Genomic DNA, 19,416 nt, shown 5'->3' with positions numbered 1-19,416 from the left:
CTCGCCATCGGCTGCTTGGGATGTCTCCATCCTGTCGCACGCCGGGGCGGCGGTCGATTACCTCGGACGTCATCACCCGCCGGGGCCGGTGTCCGCCCGCGCCGCAGCCCTCTCCCGCTGCGGCAGCACGGTGTACCGCGGGTCCTTCGCCGAGGCGATCCCGGCCGCGAAGACCCCGAAGCGGGTGCAGGCCGAACCGGCGAGCAGGGCCAGGCCGGAGGCGAACGCGGTGGGCCGCCGCCCGCCGAGGACCGCGGCGCCCACGGCACCGGAGACGGTCAGGACCCGGGCCGCCCGCAGCAGGGAGCCCGCGCGCCCCTGCCGCCAGGTCTCCGCGACCAGGCCGAGACTCCGCTCGGCGGCCGTGGCGCTCGCCAGGTCCGCAAGCGCGGCCAGCCCGGCCGCGTACCGGGCGGGGCCGTTCTCCCGCGTCGGGCCGACGGCCAGGGCCATGCCCGCGGCGGCGGCCGTCGCGGATGCCACGAAGAGATGGGGCAGTTCACGGTGCGCGCCGTGCCAGGCGGGTACGGCCGTGTCCGCCGCGAGGACGCCCGTGTACGAGGCGACGGCCGGGCCGAGCAGCGCCGCCGCTCCGGTGGCCAGGGCGCCCGTGCGCGGCAGCCGCCCGGTCACGGCGCTCGCCGCGGCCACGCCCGCCGCCGGGCCGTAGCCGGACAGCAGCCAGGACCCGACGCTCATCGGCGAGGTCGGCTTGAGGACCCTGAGCATGTTCGCGAAGCGGGCCGGCCTGCCCAGGTCGTGGATGAGTGCCACGGCGGACAGGGAGACGGCGGCGAGGGAGGACACCTTCATCGCCGCCGCCGTACGGGGGCGGCCGGTGAGGTGGGCGCCCGCCGCGAGCGTCGAACCGGCTCCGGCGAGCCCGCCGAGGAAGAAGTACCCGGCGATGTCCACGGCTCCCCAGGACGGCGCCTTGATGACGGGCCGCCCGTAGTAGGAGTCGAAGTCGGCGCGCGGGACCATGAGGCGGTCTCCCCGCCGCCCGCCCTTCGGGGCCGGGCCGCTCTCGGTGCGGGTCATCGCCGCCTCCTTCCCGCCATCGCGGCCCGGCCCACCATCGCGCCCCGGCCGACCGTCGCGCCTCTTCCCACCATCGCGCCCCGGCCCGCCGTCACGCCCCATCCGGCCATGGCGCCCCGTCCCACCGTCACACCCCAACCGGCCACCGCGCCGCGTCCGGCCTTCGCGCCCCTTCCCGCCATCACGAACGACAGGGCGAGGCCGCCCAGTACGGAGAGGGCCGCGGCGCCCGCGTGGCGCCACATCGTCGGCAGGTCGCGGGTGGTGACGACGGGGTCCGGGGGCAGGCCGTACACCTCGGGTTCGTCGAGGAGCAGGAAGAACGCGCCGTCACCGCCGACCCCGTTGTCCGCGTCATGGCCGTACAACCGGGCGTCGGCGACCCCGGCCTCGTGCAACTGGTCGACGCGCAGCGCGGCCCGCTCCCGCAGTTCGTCCAGCGGGCCGAACTGGATGGACTCCGTGGGGCACGCCTTCGCGCAGGCGGGCTCCAGGCCCGTACCGAGCCGGTCGTAGCACATGGTGCACTTGAACGCCCGTCCGTCGTCGGGGCGTTGCTCGATGACGCCGTACGGGCAGGCGGGCACGCAGTAGCCGCAGCCGTTGCAGATGTCCTCCTGGACGACCACGGTGCCGAACTCGGTACGGAACAGCGAGCCCGTCGGGCAGACGTCGAGACAGGCGGCGTGGGTGCAGTGCTTGCACACGTCGGAGGACATCAGCCAGCGCATCCGACCGTCGCCGTCGCCGTCACCTTCGGCCGCCGACTGCCCGTCCCCCGGCGGGAGTTGCTCGATGAAGGCGACGTGCCGCCACGTGGACGCGCCGAGCGCCTGCGTGTTGTCGTACGACATGCCGGTCAGGGAGAGCCCGTCCTCGGGGAGCGCGTTCCACTCCTTGCAGGCCACCTCGCACGCCTTGCAGCCGATGCAGACGGAGGTGTCGGTGAAGAAGCCGACGCGTTCCTCGCTCATGTCCTGGTCTCCGTCCCGGTCGTCTCGGTGATTCCGGCCCGTCTGCGGTAGTCGGCGACCAGGCGCGGCAGGTCCGGGCCGCGGGGCCGGCGGCCGGGCCGGATGTCGGCGGTGAGCGCCTTGTCCTCCTGGATGTGGACATTGGGATCGAGGGCCATGGCGACGAGTTCGTTGGCCGCGTCCCCGGTGGACAGGCCGTTGGGGCCCCAGTGGAAGGGCAGTCCGATCTGATGGACCGTACGGCCCCGCACCCGCAGGGGGCGGATCCGTTCGGTCACCAGCACCCGCGCCTCGACCGCGCCCCGTGCCGTGACGATCGTGGCCCAACCCCCGTGCTCCAGGCCGCGTTCCCGGGCGAGCGCGGGCGAGACCTCGCAGAAGAACTCCGGCTGGAGTTCGGACAGATACTCCGACCAGCGGCTCATCCCGCCCGCCGTGAAGTGCTCGGTCAGCCGGTGCGTGGTGACCACGTACGGGAACACCTCGGCGCCCGCCTCGTCGCCGCTCGGGTGGTAGCGGTTGCCCTCGTGAGGCATCAGATGCCGGACGGGGCTGCGCGGGGTGGACGGATAGAGGGCGTTGGGGAACGGCGAGTCCTGGGGCTCGTAGTGCGTGGGCAGCGGGCCGTCCTCCAGGCCCGCGGGCGTGAAGAGCCAGCCCTTGCCGTCGGCCTGCATGATGAACGGGTCGTCGCCGCGCAGCGCGTCGGGCCCGGTCGCGTCCGGAGCGGGTACATGGTCCGGGGCGCGGTCCGGTACGAAGTCGGGGACGTCGTAGCCGGTCCACCTCCCCTCGTCCGGGTCCCACCACAGGTACTTCTTGCGTTCGCTCCAGGGCGTGCCGTCGGGGGCCGCGGAGGCACGGTTGTAGAGGATGCGGCGGTTGGCGGGCCAGGCCCAGGCCCACTCGGCGGCCACCCAGTCCTGTTCGGTGTGCGGCTTCTTGCGGGCGGCCTGGTTGACGCCGTCGGCGTAGATCCCGCAGTAGATCCAGCAGCCGCAGTCCGTGGAGCCGTCGTCCTTCAACTCGGTGTAGGCGCTGAGCGGTTCGCCGTCCGGACCATGCCCGTTGATCTCCGCGAGGACGGCGTCCGCGACGGGTTCTCGAAGCGGCCCGCTGACCGGGTAGTCCCAGGTCAGGTCGAGGACCGGCCGGTCCATCGGGTCGGTGGAGCCGGACAGCTGCTCCTTGATGCGGCGGCCGAGGTGGTACATGAACCACAGGTCGCTGCGGGCGTCGCCCTCGGGTTCGACGGCCTGGTAGTGCCACTGCACCCAGCGGTTGGTGTTGGTGAACGAGCCGGACTTCTCGGTGTGCGCGGCGGCCGGGAAGAAGAACACTTCGGTGCCGATGTCCTCGGTGCGCAGTTCGCCGCTCTCGATCTCCGGACCGTCCTGCCACCAGGTCGCGGACTCGATCAGCGAGAAGTCGCGCACCACCAGCCAGTCCAACCGGGCCATACCGAGGCGCTGGAGGCGGGTGTTGGCCGAACCCACGGCCGGGTTCTCACCCATCAGGAAGTAGCCCTTGCATACACCGTCGAGCTGGGCCAGCACCGTGTCGTACGTGGAGTGGGAGCCGGTCAGCCGCGGCAGGTGGTCGAAGCAGAAGTCGTTCTCGGCGGTGGCCGCGTCGCCGTAGTAGGCCTTCAGCAGGCTGACGAAGTACGCCCGCATGTGTGCCCAGAAGCCCTTCTCGGTGCTGCTCACCGCGACCAGGTCGGCCAGGCTCATATGGGTGTGCGCGTGCGGCATCGGGAGGTATCCGGGCAGGAGGTTGAAGAGCGTCGGGATGTCGCTGGAGCCCTGGATGGAGGCGTGGCCGCGCAGCGCCTGGATGCCGCCGCCGGGGCGGCCGATGTTGCCGAGCAGCAGTTGCAGCACGCTCGCCGCGCGGATGAACTGGGCGCCGGTCGTATGCTGGGTCCAGCCGACCGCGTACACGAACGAACTCGTGCGCTCCCGGCCCGAGTTGGCGGTCAGGTCGGAGCACACGCGCAGGAAGGTCTCGCGCGGCACCCCGCAGATCTCCTCGACCATCTCGGGGGTGTAGCGGGCGTAGTGCCGTTTGAGGATCTGGTAGACGCAGCGCGGGTGTTGGAGTGTCGGGTCGGTCGGCGCGTGCTGTCCGGTGGGCGCGCCGCCGGAGCCGTGGGACTCGGGGCCGCCCATATGGTGCGCGCGCTCCTCGTACTGCGCGTCGAGGCCGCCGGTCGGCTGCTGGACCTCGACGCCCTCGTACTGCCAACTGTGCGGATCGTAGTGCCGCTTCTCCTCGTTGAGCCCGGAGAAGACACCGTCGAGATCCTCGGTGTCCCGGAAGTCCTCGCTCACCAACGTGGCCGCGTTGGTGTAGGTGAGGACGTACTCGCGGAAGTCCTTCTCCTCGGTGAGGACATGGTTGATGATCCCGCCGAGGAAGGCGATGTCCGAGCCCGCGCGGATGGGGACGTGCAGGTCGGCGAGCGCGCTCGTACGGGTGTAGCGCGGGTCGACATGGATGACGCGGGCGCCGCGCGCCTTGGCCTCCATCACCCACTGGAACCCCACCGGATGGCACTCGGCGTAGTTGGAGCCCTGGATGACGATGCAGTCGGAGTGCTGGAGGTCCTGCATGAAGGTGGTGGCGCCGCCGCGCCCGAAGGAGGTGCCGAGACCGGCGACCGTGGAGCTGTGGCAGACCCTGGCCTGGTTCTCCACCTGGACCACGCCGAGGCCGGTCAGCAGCTTCTTGATGAGGTAGTTCTCCTCGTTGTCGAGGGTCGCGCCGCCGAGGCTGGCGATGCCCATCGTGCGGGCGGTGCGCCTGCCGTCGCGCTCCCACTCCCAGGTCTCGCGGCGGGTGCGGATCACCCGGTCGGCGACCATGTCCATCGCCGTCTCCAGGTCGAGGGGCTCCCAGTCCGTGCCGTGGGGGCGGCGGTAGAGGACCTGGTGGCGGCGGGCCGGGCCGGTGGTGAGCTGGAGGGTCGCGGAGCCCTTGGGGCACAGTCGGCCGCGGCTGACCGGTGAGCGCGGGTCGCCCTCGATCTGGACGACCTTCTCGTCCTTGACGTACACCTGCTGGGCGCAGCCGACCGCGCAGTAGGGACAGACGGAGGACACCACTCGTTCGGCGGTGTCCGTACGCGGTCGCAGCCGCTCTGTGCGCGAGGACGTCACCGCGGCGCCCCGTCCGGTGCGGTCGTCTCCGGTGAACTGGCGCCGTACGGGCCAGCGGCGCAGCCGGTCTGCCAGGGACATGGGGCCTCCTCGGCGGGCTCGGGCCGGGCTCGCGGGTCGGCCCGAGCGCCGGGACCCTGGCGCCCGGTGGGCAGGCCACGGCGTGCCCCTCATTGTTCGCCAGGACCACGGGGCCCGCGAGCGCAGCACGGGCCCTTCAAGGGCCCGTGCGGGTGTCTTCGGCTCATCGGGGGTGGGGTCCCCGGCCTTCGGAGTCGCCCTGTGCCGGCGTGTGCGCCGGGAGGGTGTCAGAGGCGGGGGTCCACCAGGATCTTGACGGCCGTCTCGTTGTGGTGGATCAGGGTCTCGAAGCCCTCGGTGACGAGGTCGTTCAGCGCGATCGTCTTGGTGATGAACGGCGCCAGGTCGACGCGCCCCTCCTGCACCAGCTTGATCGTCTGCGGGTGGGAGTTGACGTAGGCGATCGTGCCGCGCAGGTCGACCTCCTTGAGGACGAGCTTCTGCATGTCGATCGACGCGGGCTTGCCCCAGATGGAGATGACGGTGATGACACCGCCCGGCTTGATGGCGTCGAACAGCGTGTCCAGGACGACGTTGACGGACGTGGCCTCGAACGCGACGTCCGCGCCCTTGCCGCCGGTGAGGCGCTTGACCTCCTCGACGACATCGGTCACGGCGGGGTCGATGACGTGGTCGGCGACCTTCGTGTCCAGGGCCTTCTGCCGACGCAGCGAGCTGAGCTCGCTGACCGCGACCTCGACGCCCATGGCCTTGAGCACGGCGCAGGTGAGCAGGCCGATGGGGCCGGCGCCGCCGACGAGGGCGAAGTCGCCCGCCTTCGCGCCCGAGCGCTGGAACGCGTGGTAGGCCACCGACAGCGGCTCGATGAGGGCCGCCTGGTCCAGGGGGACGTCCCCGACCGGGTGGACCCACCGGCGCTCGACGACGATCTTCTCCGAGAGCCCGCCGCCGCGGCCGGCCAGCCCGATGAAGTTCATGTCGGTCGAGATGTGGTAGGTCGGGTTGTTCTCGCTGGTGTCGACGTCGGGGCGCAGGATGTACGGCTCGACGACGACGCGGTCGCCCGGCTTCAGGTCCTCGACGCCCTCGCCCACCGCGTACACGACACCGGACATCTCGTGGCCGAGCGTCACAGGGGCGGACTCGCCCGAGACCGGGTGCGGGTGGCCGGCCGGCGGGACGAAGATCGGTCCGTCGAGGTACTCATGCAGGTCGGTGCCGCAGATTCCGCAGAACGCGACGTCGATGGCGACCGTGCCCGGTTCGACAGTGGGCTCCGGGATGTCTTCGATACGAATGTCACCGCGGTCGTAGTAGCGTGCAGCCTTCACTTTGGGCTCGCTCCTTCGTCTGAATTCGGCTCGCTTGTTGTGTCGAGCTTGGCCGTGGAGGGAGAGGTGTGCCTCGCATGGCGTATTCACGCTAACAATTCACTAATATGGTCTAACAACGGGGTCGGCGTGTCGCGTCGGCTTCCGGCCCCGGACAAGGAAGCGCTGTACAGGGGCCCTCCGAGCGCCATGGTCGGCCGGAGTGAGCGAGACAATTGCGCACACCCTGAATCATCACCGGCTCACCACCGCCGAACGCGGAAGAAGTGAAGCAACTCCAGGCGGAAATAGTGGAGTTGAGGCGTTCGAGGAGATTCCCGAAGGCGCGAGCGCGCCATTGCGTCATCGAAATCGACGGCGAGCCCGGTGCGAGCGTGCCTCAGGGCCGACCGGTCGATCTCCGCCGCTGTCGCGCGGGTCGCGGAACCGGGCCCGCGCGCGCCCGCCTAGTATCCCGGCCGTGGCGACGACCTTGGACGAACTCGTGGAGATGCAGCGCGCGGCGAGTGAGGCGTACACGAAAGCCGCCGAGCTTCGCGAGACATACGGCCCGCCCGCCACCACCCCGTGGACCAGGCAGCAGACGGACACGTACGAGACCGCGTTCCGCGCCTGGCGGGATCTCGACCGCGATGTCCAGGCCGAGATCACCGCGTACGCGAAGGCGCACGACCGCGTGCGCAGCGAGCTGGAGGCGGAGGTGGAGGCACTCGCGGAACGGCCGACGGAGGGCGCGTAGCTCCCCGTCGGCCGCGCTCGCGCGGTGTGCCGTTCAGTCCTGGCCCGGCTCCAGGTCCGTCCGCCAGTCGTTGGACTCCATCCAGTGCCCCTTCGGGTACTCGAACCGCACCGGCCCGAGCAACTGGAAGCCCGCCTTGCGGCAGACCGCGTTCGAGGCGGGGTGGTCCGTGCTCGGGTAGGCGTGCAGATAGCGGTGCGTACGGGCCGCACGCGCCTCCTCCGTCACGGCACGGGCCGCCTGCACGGCAAGGCCCCGCCCCTGGAACTCGGGCAGCACCCCCCACCCGGTCTCCCACACCGTCGCGCCCTGCCAGACACGCTCCCAGAACCCGATGGACCCGACCGTCTCACCGGTGTCGGCCAGCGTGACCCGGTACATCTGCCCGGCCTCCGGCGTGAGGTAGCGCTGGTGCCGTGAGGCGAGCTGCTCCTCCGTCTCCGGACCGCCCACGTGCTCGGTCATCTCGGGGCTGTTGGTCCTGCGCAGCAGCCAGAAGTCGCCCTCCGCCCAGGGCTCGAGCCTTACCTGCGGTGCGTTTGTGATCTCCATGACCGCCACCTTAGAGCGAGGGTCTGACAACCCCCGAAGCTACGATGCGAACACCGCGAGAGCGGCTGATCACGCGGTAGACCACGAGGAGTTGGCGCCATGCGGACATGCACCCTGAGGTTCGGCCTGTACGCGGACGAGCAGGGGCTGGCGTGGGTCAGCGGGCTCGTGGCGGAGGCGGTGGGCTCGCGCAGCGCCCGCGTCGTCCGGAAGTCGGTCCACGTCACCCTTTGCGGAGGCGAGTTGACGACGGCCGACGCGTACGACCACCTGACCGAGCAGTGGGCCGTGGAACATCCCGGCCAGAGCAGCGGTACGCGTGAACCGGTGGAACTGCGCGTCGACTTGGAGTGTTCCTTGAAGACCTGGCGGGCCGTCCGCAAGGCGGTGCTCCGTTCACTGTGCCCGGAGGGCATGGCACCTCACATCTGCCGCGTCCCCTGGTCCGCCTGAGTCGGACGCCCGGACCTGACCTGGACCTGGCCCGGACCTGCCCCATACCGGCCAGAACTGGCCGGTATAAATCCATTGGCACTGCCCCGGCGGAGCCGAGTACGTTAGCCAGATAGCTAGCCCTTCTAGGTTCTAACTCCTCCAGGTTCCGTCTTCGACCCGGGCTCCGCCTCGGCTCTCCACCAAGGACTTGTCATGAGACCGCTGTCCGAGCAGGACATCCGTACCTCCTTCATCAACTGCTCGAAGGGCGAGGCGAAACGCCTGTCGATCCCTCGCGATCTCGACGAACACCCCTGGGACGACCTGGACTTCCTCGGCTGGCGCGATCCCGGCGCGCCCGACCGCAGCTATCTCGTCACCGAGCGCTCGGACCAACTCGTCGGCGTCACCCTGCGCTTCCCGGCCTCGCAGCGCGGCTTCCTGCACCGCAGCCTGTGCTCGCTCTGTCTGACCACCCACCCGGGCAGCGGCGTCTCCCTGATGACGGCCCGCAAGGCGGGGGCGGCCGGGCGCGACGGCAACTCCGTCGGCATCTACATGTGCACGGACCTAGCCTGCCCCCTCTACATACGAGGGAAGAAGAAGCCCGAGGCCGGCGGCCGTTTCGAGGAGAGCCTCACCATGGACGAACAGATCGCCCGCATGATGGGCAATCTGTCCGCCTTCCTCGACAAGCTGTACACCTGACGCCCGGGGCACAGCCCCGCGGTCGCCGGTCCCGCGGCTACTGGTCCCGCAGCCGGGCCGCCGCCACGCGATGCAGATGGACGAGGACGTCGTACTGGCCGACGAGCGCCATGTCGTCCGAGCCGTCCGGGTAATCGGTGCCGATGGCGCGCGTCGGCCGGGGCTGTGCCAGCCACTCGCGGGCGGGTGAGCCGACCGTACGCAGGTCGACGACGTAGTCGCGGTACCGGACCCGGTCAAGGGTCGCCTCGTTGGTGGCCGGCCCGGCCGGCCCCAGCGTCCAGCGGTGGATGGCACCGTCCGGACCGGTGGCGTTGAAGGACCCCCGGTCGAAGGTCGTCCCCACGCTGACATAGCCGGAGCCGAGGCTGTCCCGCAGGAAGGCGCCCTGCATCTTCGGGTAGCTCTCGGGCCGGGACGGCTGGTACCCGACGTGGGCGTCATGCGCGGACAGCAGCACCTTGGAGCCGGTGTGCCGCTGCCACCACACCACGTTGGCCGCCATCGCCGAGTCCCGGTAGCGCATGGCCCCGGCGATCCCGGCGGGCGTGTCGAAGTCGAAGGCGTACTGCCGGGCGGTCTGGTCGAGGGCCGTCGCGGTCTGTACGGCCCACGCGTACGCCTCCCGGTCGGCGCCCGGCGACTGCCGCTTCAGCAGCCGCAGCGCCTCGGCCGTGCGGTCGGCCATCTCCTCGCGTTCCGCGAAGGGCTTGGCCATGTACTGGTCGAGATACGTCCCGGTCGCGACGGTGGGCCGCAGGCCCCGGTACAGCTCGTCGAAGCGGGCGCTCAGTTCGGGGTGGGTGCGGCCCACATAGTCGGTGACCGCGTCATAGAGTTCGGGGCCCGCCCAGGCGAGGTCGTCGCCCATGAACCGGACCGGGTCGTCGGGGTGCCGGAGGTTGTAGGCGCGCATCCATTCGACGAGCGCGAGGTAGTCGGTGTTGTTCCACCACAGGTAGTTCCGCTGGAACTCCTCCCGCATGATCTGTCGCGGGTCGCCCTTGCCGTGCAGGACGTAGTCGTCGAGGCGCAGCCCCGTGCTCCAGGGGGCCTCCAGGGCGAAGGTGCGGAAGCCCTTGGTCTCGACCAGATGGCGGAAGACGCGGGCCTTGAGGGCGAAGAAGTCATGGGAGCTGTGGGTGGCCTCGCCCAGGCCGACGACGCGGGCGTCACCGATCATGCGGTCCAGGGGGCGCAGATCGGCGGTGTCGCCGCCCGGTTCGACGGTGCGCAGGGGGTGGGCGCCTCGTTCGATGGCGCTCACGACCGGTCCGTCGGAGGCGTCCGCGGTCGCGCGCGCCGGGGTCGCCGCCGCGACCGGGGGCGCGCCCGCCGCCACGGTCGCCAGGCTGATGAGCAGGGCCGATACGAGTACGGTTCGGTGCCGTTGCATGATCCGAGACTCGCGTACGGCGGACGGTGGGACCATCCTGCTCTCCTGCCTGTGGCACGGGGGAAGCCCCGAGGTCCGGCACGGGGGTCTGCCCCCGTGCCCCCGGGCCCCGCTCCTCGGCGTCGCGTCCGGGTCCATCCCTCCGGCCTACGCTCGATGCCCGCCCGGAAGGGAATGGCCCTAGGGATGCGAGACCTACGTGAGGGCTGGGCGCGGACGGCCGCCAGGATCGGGAAGTGGGGCCAGGAGCCCGAGGTGGTCCAGGCGGTCCGCTCGACCGCGGCCGCGACTCTCGCGTATGTCATCGCGCTGCATCTCAGTCCCGAGCGGGCGCCGCTCACCGCTCCCCTGACCGCCCTGCTCGTGGTCCAGGTGACGCTCTACTCCACGATCACCACGAGCGTGCGCCGGGTGAACTCCGTGGTGGCCGGTGTCGTCATCGCCATCGGCTTCAGCATCCTGGTGGGTCTGACCTGGTGGAGCCTGGCCCTGATCATCCTGGCCTCGCTGGCCGTCGGGCATCTCGTACGGGTCAGTGAGTTCGTGCCCGAGGTGGCGATCAGCGCCATGCTGGTCCTCGGGGTGACCCAGGTGGGCAGCACGGCCTGGGCGCGGGTCCTGGAGACGCTGATCGGCGCGGTGGTCGGCCTCGGTACCAATCTGTTCTTCGCGCCCCCGGTGTGGGTGAGCGCCGCGGGCGCGTCCATCGAGGGGCTGGCGCGCCAGGTGCGGCAACTGACCCTGCGCATCGGGGAGCAGGCCGCGGGGCGCACGCCCGTGTCGGAGGCGACGGCACGGCTGTACGAGGCGCGTCGGCTCGACCACGACATCATCGTGGTGGACGCGGCGCTGCGGCAGGCCGAGGACAGTCTGAAGCTCAACCCCCGGGTCCGCGAAGGGCTGCTGTACCGGATCATGCTGCGGACCGGGCTCGACACGCTGGAGATCGTCACGGTGGTGCTGCGGGTCATCGCCCGGAGCCTTGCCGATCTGGCCAAGGAACGCGGCGCCGAGCCGCTGCTCTCGCCGCGGGTCGGGACCACGCTGGAGCGGCTGCTCTCCGAGATCGGTGACGCGGTGGTGAGCTTCGCCGTGCTCGTCACCACCGATGTCAGCCGCAGCGCCGAGTCCGCGGAGGCCCGGCTCGCCGAGGAGCTGGCCACGGCGTGCGCGACCCGCGACACGCTGGCCGAGCTGCTGTTGGCGGAGGTCCAGCGGGATGTGCGCCAGTGGCAGTTCCACGGCGCCCTCCTGGCCGAGGTCAACCGCATCCTGGACGAGATGGACATCGAGCACCGCTCACGGCGGCTGCTCGAGGAGCTGGACCGCGGCGGGCAGCGGCACCGCGAGCAGGTTCCGCGGCTGAGCCGGCTGGGGGAGCACGCGCGGCGCTCTCTGCTCGCCCGGCTGCGGAGGCTGCTCCCGGGCCGGAGGCGCCGTACCTGACGACGACAGAGCTACGCCGTCCAGTGGCCGGGGCGGGTGACGGTGGCCGGGAGTCGGGTGCCCGCGGTGCCGCGGGCCGCGTTGATCTGGGGCTGGGTCACGAAGACGGCGTCCGTCAGATCGGCGTCGGTGAGGTTCGCGTCGCGCAGGTCGGCGCCTGTCAGATCCGCGTGGCGCAGATCGGCGCCCGTGAGGTCGGCGGCTATGAGGCAGGCGCCGAGCAGACTGGCACCGCGCAGATCGGCCCTCTTGAGCCGGGCGCCGATGAGGTCGGCGCCCCGCCGGTCCTTCGTCCGCCGCCCGACCGAGGCCCGTACCAGCTCGCTGGTGCGCAGCAGCAGCACATTGACCTCCTGGCGATGCGCGTCCACGTCCAGCGCGCGCAGTTCGTCTGGGGTGCGCAGCGTCAGCCCCTCGGTCTTCTCCCGCATACGGCGCAGGTCGGCGTGGACCGGGCGGGCGGCGGGCAGGGTGAGCGCCTCGGTCAGATACCAGAGCAGTTCATGGAGCCCGCGCATCACGGGGAAGACGTCGAACATGCGCCGGGCGTGCTCCCGGTCGCCCGAGCGCCAGTCCTGTCCGCCGAAGGTGACCTGGGAGACCTGCTGTCCGGCGCCGAAGCAGTCGAAGACCGTGCAGCCGGAGAAGCCGCGCGGGCGCAACTCGGTGTGCACACCGCACCGGAAGTCGTCCCGGAGGTTGCGGCAGGGCGTGCCCGCGGCCTTGTCGATCGCGAAGTCCGCGGAGGCGGCGAAGGGCAGCGCGACGCAGCACAGGGCGAAGCAACGGCCGCAGTCGGCGCGCAGTTCGGGCCGGTCGGCGGGGGCGGTGTGCATGACATCACCCTAACGCCCCGCCGTCCGGCCCCACTTCGCGTGTCAGACCTCGTCGCGGGCCAACGCCAGCAGCCGGTCCAGGACGCGCGGGCCGCCCGCGCGGACCCCGTCGTGCTCGAACTCGTCCGTGACCCAGGTGCGCAGGCCGCGGATCGCGCGGGCGGTCTCGAGGGCATGGGCCGTGTCGACGTACATGTCGTCGTGGTAGACCGCCGCGGCCACCGGTACCTCGTTGGCGGCGAGCCGGGTGCGGTCGTACAGCGGTGTCCAGTCGGTGCGTTCGGCGAGCAGGTCCGCGGTCTCGCGCAGCGGGCGCAGCGCCGGGTCGGTGTCGAACATCCAGGGGTGCACCGTCTCACCCGTGAACAGCACGGGCCCGTCACCGGCCAGCGTCTTCGCCGCGTCGAACTGCGGGAACTCCGCGCGTACGCGCTCCGCCGACCAGGCGGTGGGGCGGTCGTCCTGGCCGTAGATCGGCTCGTGGACGAGCGCGTACAGCGGATTGGCCGCGTACGAGAGCTGGGTCTGCACCTGCTCCTGGAACGCGTCGGAGAGCGCGAGGCCCTGCGGGGTGCGGACGAAGGCGTCCTCGAGCAGGAAGTGGAGGCGGTGGCTGCCGTCGCCGCTGCCGAGGAGGATACCGAGGGACTGGAACGCCTCGACGGTGAGCTTGTAGCCGTTGGCGAGCACGGGCTCGTGCTGGAGCACGTACTCGGCGATACGGCGCGCGCGTTCGACGTCCTGCGGGTAGCGGGCGTAGTGGGCGGCCACCTTGCGCTCGATGCGCGGGTACGCGGCGCGGTAGACGTCGTCCGCGTGCGCGTCGAGGGAGGGCAGGCCACCGGTGATCAGGGCGGTGTGCAGGCCCTCGGGGGCGGTGGAGAGGTAGTTGACGGCGCAGAACCCGCCGAAGCTCTGGCCGAGGACGGTCCAGGGGGCGCCGCCGGTGAGCCGGGGGCGGACGGCCTCGCAGTCGCGGACGATGGAGTCCGCGCGGAAGTGCGTCAGATAGTCGGCCTGGGCGCGGGGGCCGCCGCGCAGCGGGAGCGTCTGCCGGTTGGCGGGGGTGGAGGCGCCGGTGCCGCGCTGGTCGAGCAGGAGGACCCGGTACTCCTGAAGGGCGCGGCCGAGCCAGGCCTGCTTGCCGACGAAGCGGTGCGCGCCGAATCCGGGCCCGCCCTGGAGGTAGAGCAGCCAGGGCAGGTCGTCGTCCGCCTTGTCGCCCGCGACGACCTCGCGCGCGTACAGCTCGATCGTTTCCCCGGTGGGGTCGTCGTGGTCGAGGGGCACGGTGAAGCGGCGGTCGGTGAGGACGACTCCGGGCTGGCGGTAGGTGTGGCTCAACTGGGCTCCCGGGACGGGCGGACGGCGGGTCGCGTCCCAGTTCAGCACATGGTGGTGCGGCGTCCGCGGCCGGGGAGGCCCCGGTCCGGCCCCTTGTGGACACCCCGCCGAAAGATGATGATCACACGATCGAGCGAAACCGGTTTTACGCACGCCCCCCACAGAGCAGTAGTCAACCCTGCACTCACCTGATGCCCGCGCCTGAATCTGATGCCCGTACCCGAACCGCACCTGATGACCGACCACGAGCCCACGAGGAGCCGCGATGCGTGTCGCTCTGTTCCTGACCTGCGTCAACGACACGCTCTATCCGGACACGGGGCGCGCGGTGGTGAGGCTGCTGACCAGGCTGGGCGTCGAGGTCGACTTCCCGCCGGGGCAGACCTGTTGCGGGCAGGCCCACTACAACACGGGCTATCGGCACGAGGCCGAGCCGCTGGCCCTGCGGTACGCCGAGGTCTTCCGGGAGTACGACGCGATCGTGACGCCCTCCGGCTCCTGCGGGGCGATGGTGCGGGAGCTGTATCCGCGGCTGGGCGCGCGGGCACGGGCCGAGGGGCGCGGTGACACCCTCGCGACCCGGTTGGCGCCGGTGATCCCGAAGACCTATGAGCTGACCGAGTTCCTGGTGGACGTGCTCGGCGCGACGGACGTCGGGGCGTACTACCCGCACCGGGTGACCTATCACCCCACCTGTCACGGGCTGCGCAGCCTGGGGCTCGGGGACCGGCCCCGGCGGCTGCTGGAGGCCGTGCGGGGACTGGAGCTGGTCGAGTTGCCGGGGGCCGACGAGTGCTGCGGCTTCGGTGGCACGTTCGCCGTGAAGAACCCGGACGTCTCGGCGGCCATGGGGACGGACAAGGTGCGCAACGCCGAGTCCACGGGCGCCGAGGTGCTGTGCGCGGCCGACAACTCGTGTCTGATGCACCTCGGCGGGACGATGACGCGGCTGCGCGTCGGGATGCGGCCGGTGCACATCGCGGAGATCCTGGCGAGCACGGAGCAGGAGCCGCCGCGGTGAACATCGTCGCCCGGGTGAAGCTGAAGGGACGGATCGCATGAGCGGGATGTTCGTCGGGATGCCGGCGTTCCCGAAGGCCGCGCACGAGGCGGTCGGCAACCAGACCCTGCGCGGCAATCTGCGCCACGCCACCCACACCATCCGCGCCAAGCGCGCCACGGCGGTCGCCGAGGTGTCCGACTGGGCCGAGCTGCGGGAGGCGGGGCGGCGGATCAAGGACCATACGCTCCGTCATCTCGACCGTTATCTCGAGCAGTTGGAGGAGTCGGTGACGGCGGCGGGCGGCACGGTCCACTGGGCCGCCGACGCGGACGAGGCGAACCGGATCGTCGTCGAACTCGTGCGGGGCACCGGTGAGTCGGAGGTCGTCAAGGTCAAGTCGATGGCCACCCAGGAGATCGGGCTCAACGAGGCGCTGGAGGCGGAGGGCATCCGGGCGTACGAGACCGATCTCGCCGAGCTGATCGTGCAGTTGGGCAAGGACCGCCCCTCGCACATCCTGGTCCCCGCGATCCATCGCAACCGCGGCGAGATCCGGGACATCTTCCGCTCCGAGATGGGTCGTTGGGGCCGTGCGGCCCCGCAGGGGCTGTCCGACTCGCCCGCCGAACTCGCCGAGGCGTCCCGGCTGCATCTGCGGGAGAAGTTCCTGCGCGCGAAGGTCGGGATCTCCGGCGCCAACTTCATGGTCGCCGAGTCGGGCACGCTGGTGGTGGTCGAGTCGGAGGGCAACGGACGGATGTGCCTCACCCTCCCGGAGACACTGATCTCGGTCGTCGGCATCGAGAAGATCGTGCCGACCTGGCGGGACCTGGAGGTGTTCCTGCAGACACTCCCCCGCTCCTCGACCGCCGAGCGCATGAACCCGTACACCTCGACCTGGACCGGCGTCACGGACGGGGACGGGCCGAGCGTCTTCCATCTGGTGCTGCTGGACAACGGCCGCACCGACGCGCTCGCCGACCAGGTCGGCCGCCAGGCGCTGCGCTGCATCCGCTGCTCGGCGTGTCTCAACGTCTGCCCCGTGTACGAGCGGGCGGGCGGCCACGCCTACGGCTCCGTCTACCCCGGCCCCATCGGCGCCATCCTCACCCCCCAACTGCGGGGCACGCAGAGCGAGATCGACGCCTCCTTGCCGTACGCGTCGTCGCTGTGCGGCGCCTGCTATGAGGTGTGCCCGGTGGCCATCGACATCCCCGAGGTGCTGGTGCATCTGCGGGAGCGGGTCGTGCAGGGCGGGCCGGTGACCCGGGCGGGCAACAAGGTCGTCCTGAAGCCCGCGAAGGGCCATGCCGCCGAGCGGGCGGCGATGCGGGCGGCACAGTGGGCCTTCGGGCACCCGGGGGTGCTGCGTACGGGCCAGCGGCTGGCGTCGCGCTCGCGCCGCTTCCATCCGCGGACCCTGCCGGGACCGGGCCGGGCGTGGAGCGCGAGCCGGGACCTGCCGACGCTGCCCGCGGAGCCGTTCAGGGACTGGTGGCAGCGCTGCCACGGCGGAGAGGACCCCAAGTGAGCAGCAGGGATGTGATCCTGGGCCGAGTGCGACGGGCACTGGCGGACGTACCGGACGACGAACCTCCGTACGAGCGGGCCGTGCGCCGGGAGTACCTGCGGGAGCACGGCGAGCGCACGGCCGAGGAGACGGTGACGCTGCTCGCGGAGAACCTGGCGGACTACCGGGCGCTCGTGCACCGCTGCACCGAAGGCGAACTGGCGGCGAAGCTCGCCGAGTTGCTCGCCGAGCGGGGCGCGCGCACCGTGGTCGTACCGACGGGCCTGGATCCGGGCTGGCTCGCGGAGAGCGCCGCGGAGCAGGTGCCGGACCGGGCCGAGGACACCCCGTACGACCTGGATCACGTGGACAGTGTGGTCACCGGCTGCGCGGTGGCCGTCGCCGAGACCGGCACCCTCGTGCTGGACGGCGGCCCCGATCAGGGCCGCCGCCGTATCACCCTGATCCCGGACCACCACATCTGTGTCGTACGCGTTCCCGGCCAGGTCGTCTCCTCCGTGCCCCGCGCCCTGGAACGCCTCGCCCCGGCACGCCCGTTGACCTGGATCTCCGGGCCTTCGGCGACCAGCGACATCGAACTGGACCGGGTCGAGGGGGTGCATGGACCACGCACCCTCGAAGTGGTGCTGGTGAGCGGTCGGGAAGAGCCCGATGTCATGGCGTAGCGGTCCCGCGAGGCCGGCGTGATCCGGTTCGAGCGGGTCACCAAGCGGTATCCGGACGGCACGACGGCCGTGGACGAGCTGTCCTTCGAGGTCGCCGAGGGTGAACTGGTCACGCTGGTCGGGCCGTCCGGCTGCGGCAAGACGACCACGATGATGATGGTCAACCGGCTCGTCGAACCGACGTCGGGCCGGGTGTTCGTGGACGGCGAGGATGTCGCGACCGTCGATCCGGTGCGGCTGCGGCGCCGGATCGGCTATGTGATCCAGCAGGTGGGCCTGTTCCCGCACCGCACCGTCCTCGACAACACGGCGACCGTGCCGCTCCTGCTCGGCTGGAAGAGGACACGGGCACGGGCGCGGGCCGCCGAGCTGCTCGATCTGATGGGCCTCGATCCGACGACGTACGGGCCGCGCTACCCCGACCAGTTGTCGGGCGGGCAGCGCCAACGCGTCGGTGTGGCACGGGCGTTGGCCGCCGATCCGCCGGTCCTGCTGATGGACGAACCGTTCGGGGCCGTCGACCCGGTGGTGCGCGAGCAGTTGCAGGACGAGTTCCTGCGGATGCGGGCGGCCGTCCGCAAGACGGTGTTGCTGGTCACCCATGACATCGAGGAGGCGGTACGGCTCGGTGACCGGATCGCGGTGTACGGGCCGGGCCGCGTCGAGCAGTTCGACACGCCCGGTGCGGTGCTGGGCGCCCCCGCCACGTCGTACGTCGCCGAGTTCGTGGGGGCGGACCGCGGGCTGAAGCGGTTGTCGGTGACCGCCATCGAGCCGGGCGACCTGGAACAGCCCCCGCTCGCACGGCTCGACGAACCCGCCGACCGGGCCGCGGCCCGACTGCGCGCCCAGGAGGCACGCTGGGCGGTGGTGCTGGACGCCGAGGGGGATCTGCACGGCTGGGTCGGCATCGACGCGCTCGGCGCGGGAGGCTCGGTGCGTGACCACGCCCGCCGGATGGACGCGTGGGTGCCGGTGGGCGCGCCGCTCAGGCAGGCGTTCGGGCTGATGCTCCAGCAGGACGCGGGCTGGGTGGCGGTCCTGGACGGGGCGCACTTCCTCGGCGTGCTGACCCCGGCGACGCTGCACGAGGCGCTGCGCCGTTCGGTCGACGCGGACGCGCGGGGCGTCGCGCGGCGGCAGGTGCCGTTCGACTCGGTGGCGAAGGCGTGAGCTGAGGCGGCCTCACCGGGGCCGGTATCGGGGCGGTATCGGGGCCGTGTCATGCGAGCGGTGGTGTGTTTGCACCCGTCCGGTCCCTCGGCATCACACCGTGGCCATACCCGATATGACAGCACATAGGGCCTTAAGTACGTTCGTCGCAGATCGGCTGCTCGGCCGGCGTCTCTGAGACAGAGAGAAGTGATATGCCCAGGCACAAGCTTGTGGCCGCTGCCGTCATAGGCGCTGCGGTCCTGACCACCACCGGCATCACCTACGCGACGAGCGAGAACGACAGACCCGCCCAGGCCGCGCCGCCCGTCCATCCGGCTGCCCCGCCTGCCCACCAGGCCGCGCCGCACGCCCAGCCGGCCGCTCCTCCCGCTCTGCCGGCCGCTCCGCCCGCCCAGAAGGCCGCTCCTGCCCACCCCGGCGTCGAGAGCATGGGCGGCAAGAGAGAGGAAGGAGGTGGCCGAGGAGGCCGCGGCGGTGAAGGAGGCGATCGAGGTCGCGGTGAGGGTGGCCGCGGCGGAGAGGGCGGCGACCGCGGAGGCCATGGAGGCCGCGGCGGAGACGAAGGGCGCGGCCATGAAGGCCGTGACAGACATGACGGCCACGACGACGAGGGTCGCCGTCATCGGCACAGGAGGGAGAGGATCTACTTCAACGAGCGGAGTTACTCCGCCCATGTGGACGGCTGTATCACCGCGGTCAGCGGGCTGGGGTCCACCAGCTTCAGCGTCTTCAACGACAGCAAGAAGACCGTGGAGGTCTTCCGCGGCTTCACGTGCGACAACGGCGGCCCGGTCGCCACGGTCGGCCCCCACGGCGAGACCTTCGGCGTAGCGGCCAACCGGGTCCACAAGGGCTCGTACGACGGGCTGTTCGGCGAGGACGGTGTCGTGGGCAGCTTCCGGGTGGTCCATGACTTCGACCGCGGCCACGGCCATCACTACGACGACGACTACGACTACTACGACGAGTGGTGACAGCGCCGTCCACCACCGGGAAACGCCGGCTCACCGGAATGGGGCCGGCGTTTTCACTTCTG

17 protein-coding genes are annotated in these 19,416 nt (G+C 71.3%); 9 read left to right on the top strand and 8 right to left on the bottom strand.

Annotated features, from left to right (window positions below):
- Positions 1–72 precede the first annotated feature (72 nt).
- The 4 genes from nrfD to ACZ60T_RS13305 form a co-directional block, all read right to left on the bottom strand.
- On the bottom strand, positions 73–1,041 hold the full coding sequence (gene nrfD / locus ACZ60T_RS13320) for an NrfD/PsrC family molybdoenzyme membrane anchor subunit (RefSeq protein ID WP_469665945.1): 969 nt from the start codon (positions 1,039–1,041) through the stop codon (positions 73–75).
- Positions 1,038–2,015 carry a 4Fe-4S dicluster domain-containing protein gene (locus ACZ60T_RS13315; protein WP_469665944.1) on the bottom strand — a complete coding sequence of 326 codons (978 nt, stop codon included), beginning with the start codon at positions 2,013–2,015 and terminating at the stop codon, positions 1,038–1,040. Before ACZ60T_RS13315 ends, nrfD begins: the two co-directional genes overlap by 4 nt.
- Positions 2,012–5,257, bottom strand: a complete 3,246-nt coding sequence (gene fdh / locus ACZ60T_RS13310) for a formate dehydrogenase (RefSeq protein WP_469665943.1) — start codon at positions 5,255–5,257, stop codon at positions 2,012–2,014. The genes ACZ60T_RS13315 and fdh overlap by 4 nt, the downstream gene beginning before the upstream one ends.
- 227 nt (positions 5,258–5,484) lie before the next feature.
- Positions 5,485–6,549 (bottom strand): 2,3-butanediol dehydrogenase, encoded by a 1,065-nt coding sequence (locus ACZ60T_RS13305; protein WP_365626953.1) that lies wholly within the window; start codon positions 6,547–6,549, stop codon positions 5,485–5,487.
- A 460-nt stretch (positions 6,550–7,009) separates the two neighbouring features.
- Here ACZ60T_RS13305 and ACZ60T_RS13300 point away from each other — a divergent pair, with 460 nt between their 5' ends.
- Positions 7,010–7,288 (top strand): hypothetical protein, encoded by a 279-nt coding sequence (locus ACZ60T_RS13300; protein WP_365626950.1) that lies wholly within the window; start codon positions 7,010–7,012, stop codon positions 7,286–7,288.
- A gap of 33 nt (positions 7,289–7,321) precedes the next feature.
- Here the strand turns inward: ACZ60T_RS13300 and ACZ60T_RS13295 are convergent, their stop codons facing one another.
- Positions 7,322–7,840: a GNAT family N-acetyltransferase gene (locus ACZ60T_RS13295; protein WP_469665942.1), complete on the bottom strand. Its 519-nt coding sequence runs from the start codon at positions 7,838–7,840 to the stop codon at positions 7,322–7,324.
- 99 nt (positions 7,841–7,939) lie between these two features.
- Here ACZ60T_RS13295 and ACZ60T_RS13290 point away from each other — a divergent pair, with 99 nt between their 5' ends.
- Positions 7,940–8,293, top strand: a complete 354-nt coding sequence (locus ACZ60T_RS13290) for a hypothetical protein (protein WP_469665941.1) — start codon at positions 7,940–7,942, stop codon at positions 8,291–8,293.
- A 195-nt stretch (positions 8,294–8,488) separates the two neighbouring features.
- Complete coding sequence (locus tag ACZ60T_RS13285) at positions 8,489–8,983, top strand: FBP domain-containing protein (protein ID WP_469665940.1); 495 nt, start codon at positions 8,489–8,491, stop codon at positions 8,981–8,983.
- Between the two features lie 37 nt (positions 8,984–9,020).
- On the opposite strand, the gene ACZ60T_RS13280 is transcribed toward ACZ60T_RS13285, so the two are convergent.
- Complete coding sequence (locus ACZ60T_RS13280) at positions 9,021–10,379, bottom strand: erythromycin esterase family protein (protein ID WP_469665939.1); 1,359 nt, start codon at positions 10,377–10,379, stop codon at positions 9,021–9,023.
- A gap of 186 nt (positions 10,380–10,565) precedes the next feature.
- Here ACZ60T_RS13280 and ACZ60T_RS13275 point away from each other — a divergent pair, with 186 nt between their 5' ends.
- Positions 10,566–11,825 (top strand): FUSC family protein, encoded by a 1,260-nt coding sequence (locus ACZ60T_RS13275; RefSeq protein WP_469665938.1) that lies wholly within the window; start codon positions 10,566–10,568, stop codon positions 11,823–11,825.
- Positions 11,826–11,836: 11 nt separating this feature from the next.
- Here the strand turns inward: ACZ60T_RS13275 and ACZ60T_RS13270 are convergent, their stop codons facing one another.
- Both ACZ60T_RS13270 and ACZ60T_RS13265 read right to left on the bottom strand, forming a co-directional pair.
- Positions 11,837–12,661 (bottom strand): pentapeptide repeat-containing protein, encoded by an 825-nt coding sequence (locus ACZ60T_RS13270; protein WP_469665937.1) that lies wholly within the window; start codon positions 12,659–12,661, stop codon positions 11,837–11,839.
- 42 nt (positions 12,662–12,703) lie between these two features.
- Positions 12,704–14,005 carry an alpha/beta fold hydrolase gene (locus ACZ60T_RS13265; RefSeq protein ID WP_469665936.1) on the bottom strand — a complete coding sequence of 434 codons (1,302 nt, stop codon included), beginning with the start codon at positions 14,003–14,005 and terminating at the stop codon, positions 12,704–12,706.
- Between the two features lie 265 nt (positions 14,006–14,270).
- Here ACZ60T_RS13265 and ACZ60T_RS13260 point away from each other — a divergent pair, with 265 nt between their 5' ends.
- The 5 genes from ACZ60T_RS13260 to ACZ60T_RS13240 all read left to right on the top strand — a co-directional run bounded on the left by ACZ60T_RS13260 (position 14,271) and on the right by ACZ60T_RS13240 (position 19,354).
- Positions 14,271–15,026, top strand: a complete 756-nt coding sequence (locus ACZ60T_RS13260; protein ID WP_469665935.1) for a (Fe-S)-binding protein — start codon at positions 14,271–14,273, stop codon at positions 15,024–15,026.
- 37 nt (positions 15,027–15,063) lie between these two features.
- Complete coding sequence (locus tag ACZ60T_RS13255; RefSeq protein ID WP_365626926.1) at positions 15,064–16,539, top strand: lactate utilization protein B; 1,476 nt, start codon at positions 15,064–15,066, stop codon at positions 16,537–16,539.
- On the top strand, positions 16,536–17,204 hold the full coding sequence (locus ACZ60T_RS13250) for a LutC/YkgG family protein (protein WP_469665934.1): 669 nt from the start codon (positions 16,536–16,538) through the stop codon (positions 17,202–17,204). The genes ACZ60T_RS13255 and ACZ60T_RS13250 overlap by 4 nt, the downstream gene beginning before the upstream one ends.
- Before the next feature lie 18 nt (positions 17,205–17,222).
- Positions 17,223–18,377, top strand: a complete 1,155-nt coding sequence (locus tag ACZ60T_RS13245) for an ABC transporter ATP-binding protein (protein ID WP_469665933.1) — start codon at positions 17,223–17,225, stop codon at positions 18,375–18,377.
- A gap of 677 nt (positions 18,378–19,054) precedes the next feature.
- The gene (locus ACZ60T_RS13240) at positions 19,055–19,354 is read left to right on the top strand and encodes a hypothetical protein (protein ID WP_365626917.1); all 300 of its coding nucleotides are present in this window, start codon (positions 19,055–19,057) and stop codon (positions 19,352–19,354) included.
- Positions 19,355–19,416: the final 62 nt, after the last annotated feature.

It is taken from the genome of Streptomyces sp. NPDC104371 (assembly GCF_055583785.1).
Note: the sequence above shows the minus strand (reverse complement) of the source record. Positions and strands in the feature narration are given on the sequence as shown.

What these genes read in the sequence shown, in the direction of transcription:
- nrfD (WP_469665945.1), bottom strand. Translation starts at nt 1,041, where the DNA reads ATGACCCGCACCGAGAGCGGCCCGGCCCCGAAGGGCGGGCGGCGGGGA.
- ACZ60T_RS13315 (WP_469665944.1), bottom strand. Translation starts at nt 2,015, where the DNA reads ATGAGCGAGGAACGCGTCGGCTTCTTCACCGACACCTCCGTCTGCATC.
- fdh (WP_469665943.1), bottom strand. Translation starts at nt 5,257, where the DNA reads ATGTCCCTGGCAGACCGGCTGCGCCGCTGGCCCGTACGGCGCCAGTTC.
- ACZ60T_RS13295 (WP_469665942.1), bottom strand. Translation starts at nt 7,840, where the DNA reads ATGGAGATCACAAACGCACCGCAGGTAAGGCTCGAGCCCTGGGCGGAG.
- ACZ60T_RS13290 (WP_469665941.1), top strand. Translation starts at nt 7,940, where the DNA reads ATGCGGACATGCACCCTGAGGTTCGGCCTGTACGCGGACGAGCAGGGG.
- ACZ60T_RS13285 (WP_469665940.1), top strand. Translation starts at nt 8,489, where the DNA reads ATGAGACCGCTGTCCGAGCAGGACATCCGTACCTCCTTCATCAACTGC.
- ACZ60T_RS13280 (WP_469665939.1), bottom strand. Translation starts at nt 10,379, where the DNA reads ATGCAACGGCACCGAACCGTACTCGTATCGGCCCTGCTCATCAGCCTG.
- ACZ60T_RS13275 (WP_469665938.1), top strand. Translation starts at nt 10,566, where the DNA reads ATGCGAGACCTACGTGAGGGCTGGGCGCGGACGGCCGCCAGGATCGGG.
- ACZ60T_RS13270 (WP_469665937.1), bottom strand. Translation starts at nt 12,661, where the DNA reads ATGCACACCGCCCCCGCCGACCGGCCCGAACTGCGCGCCGACTGCGGC.
- ACZ60T_RS13260 (WP_469665935.1), top strand. Translation starts at nt 14,271, where the DNA reads ATGCGTGTCGCTCTGTTCCTGACCTGCGTCAACGACACGCTCTATCCG.
- ACZ60T_RS13255 (WP_365626926.1), top strand. Translation starts at nt 15,064, where the DNA reads ATGAGCGGGATGTTCGTCGGGATGCCGGCGTTCCCGAAGGCCGCGCAC.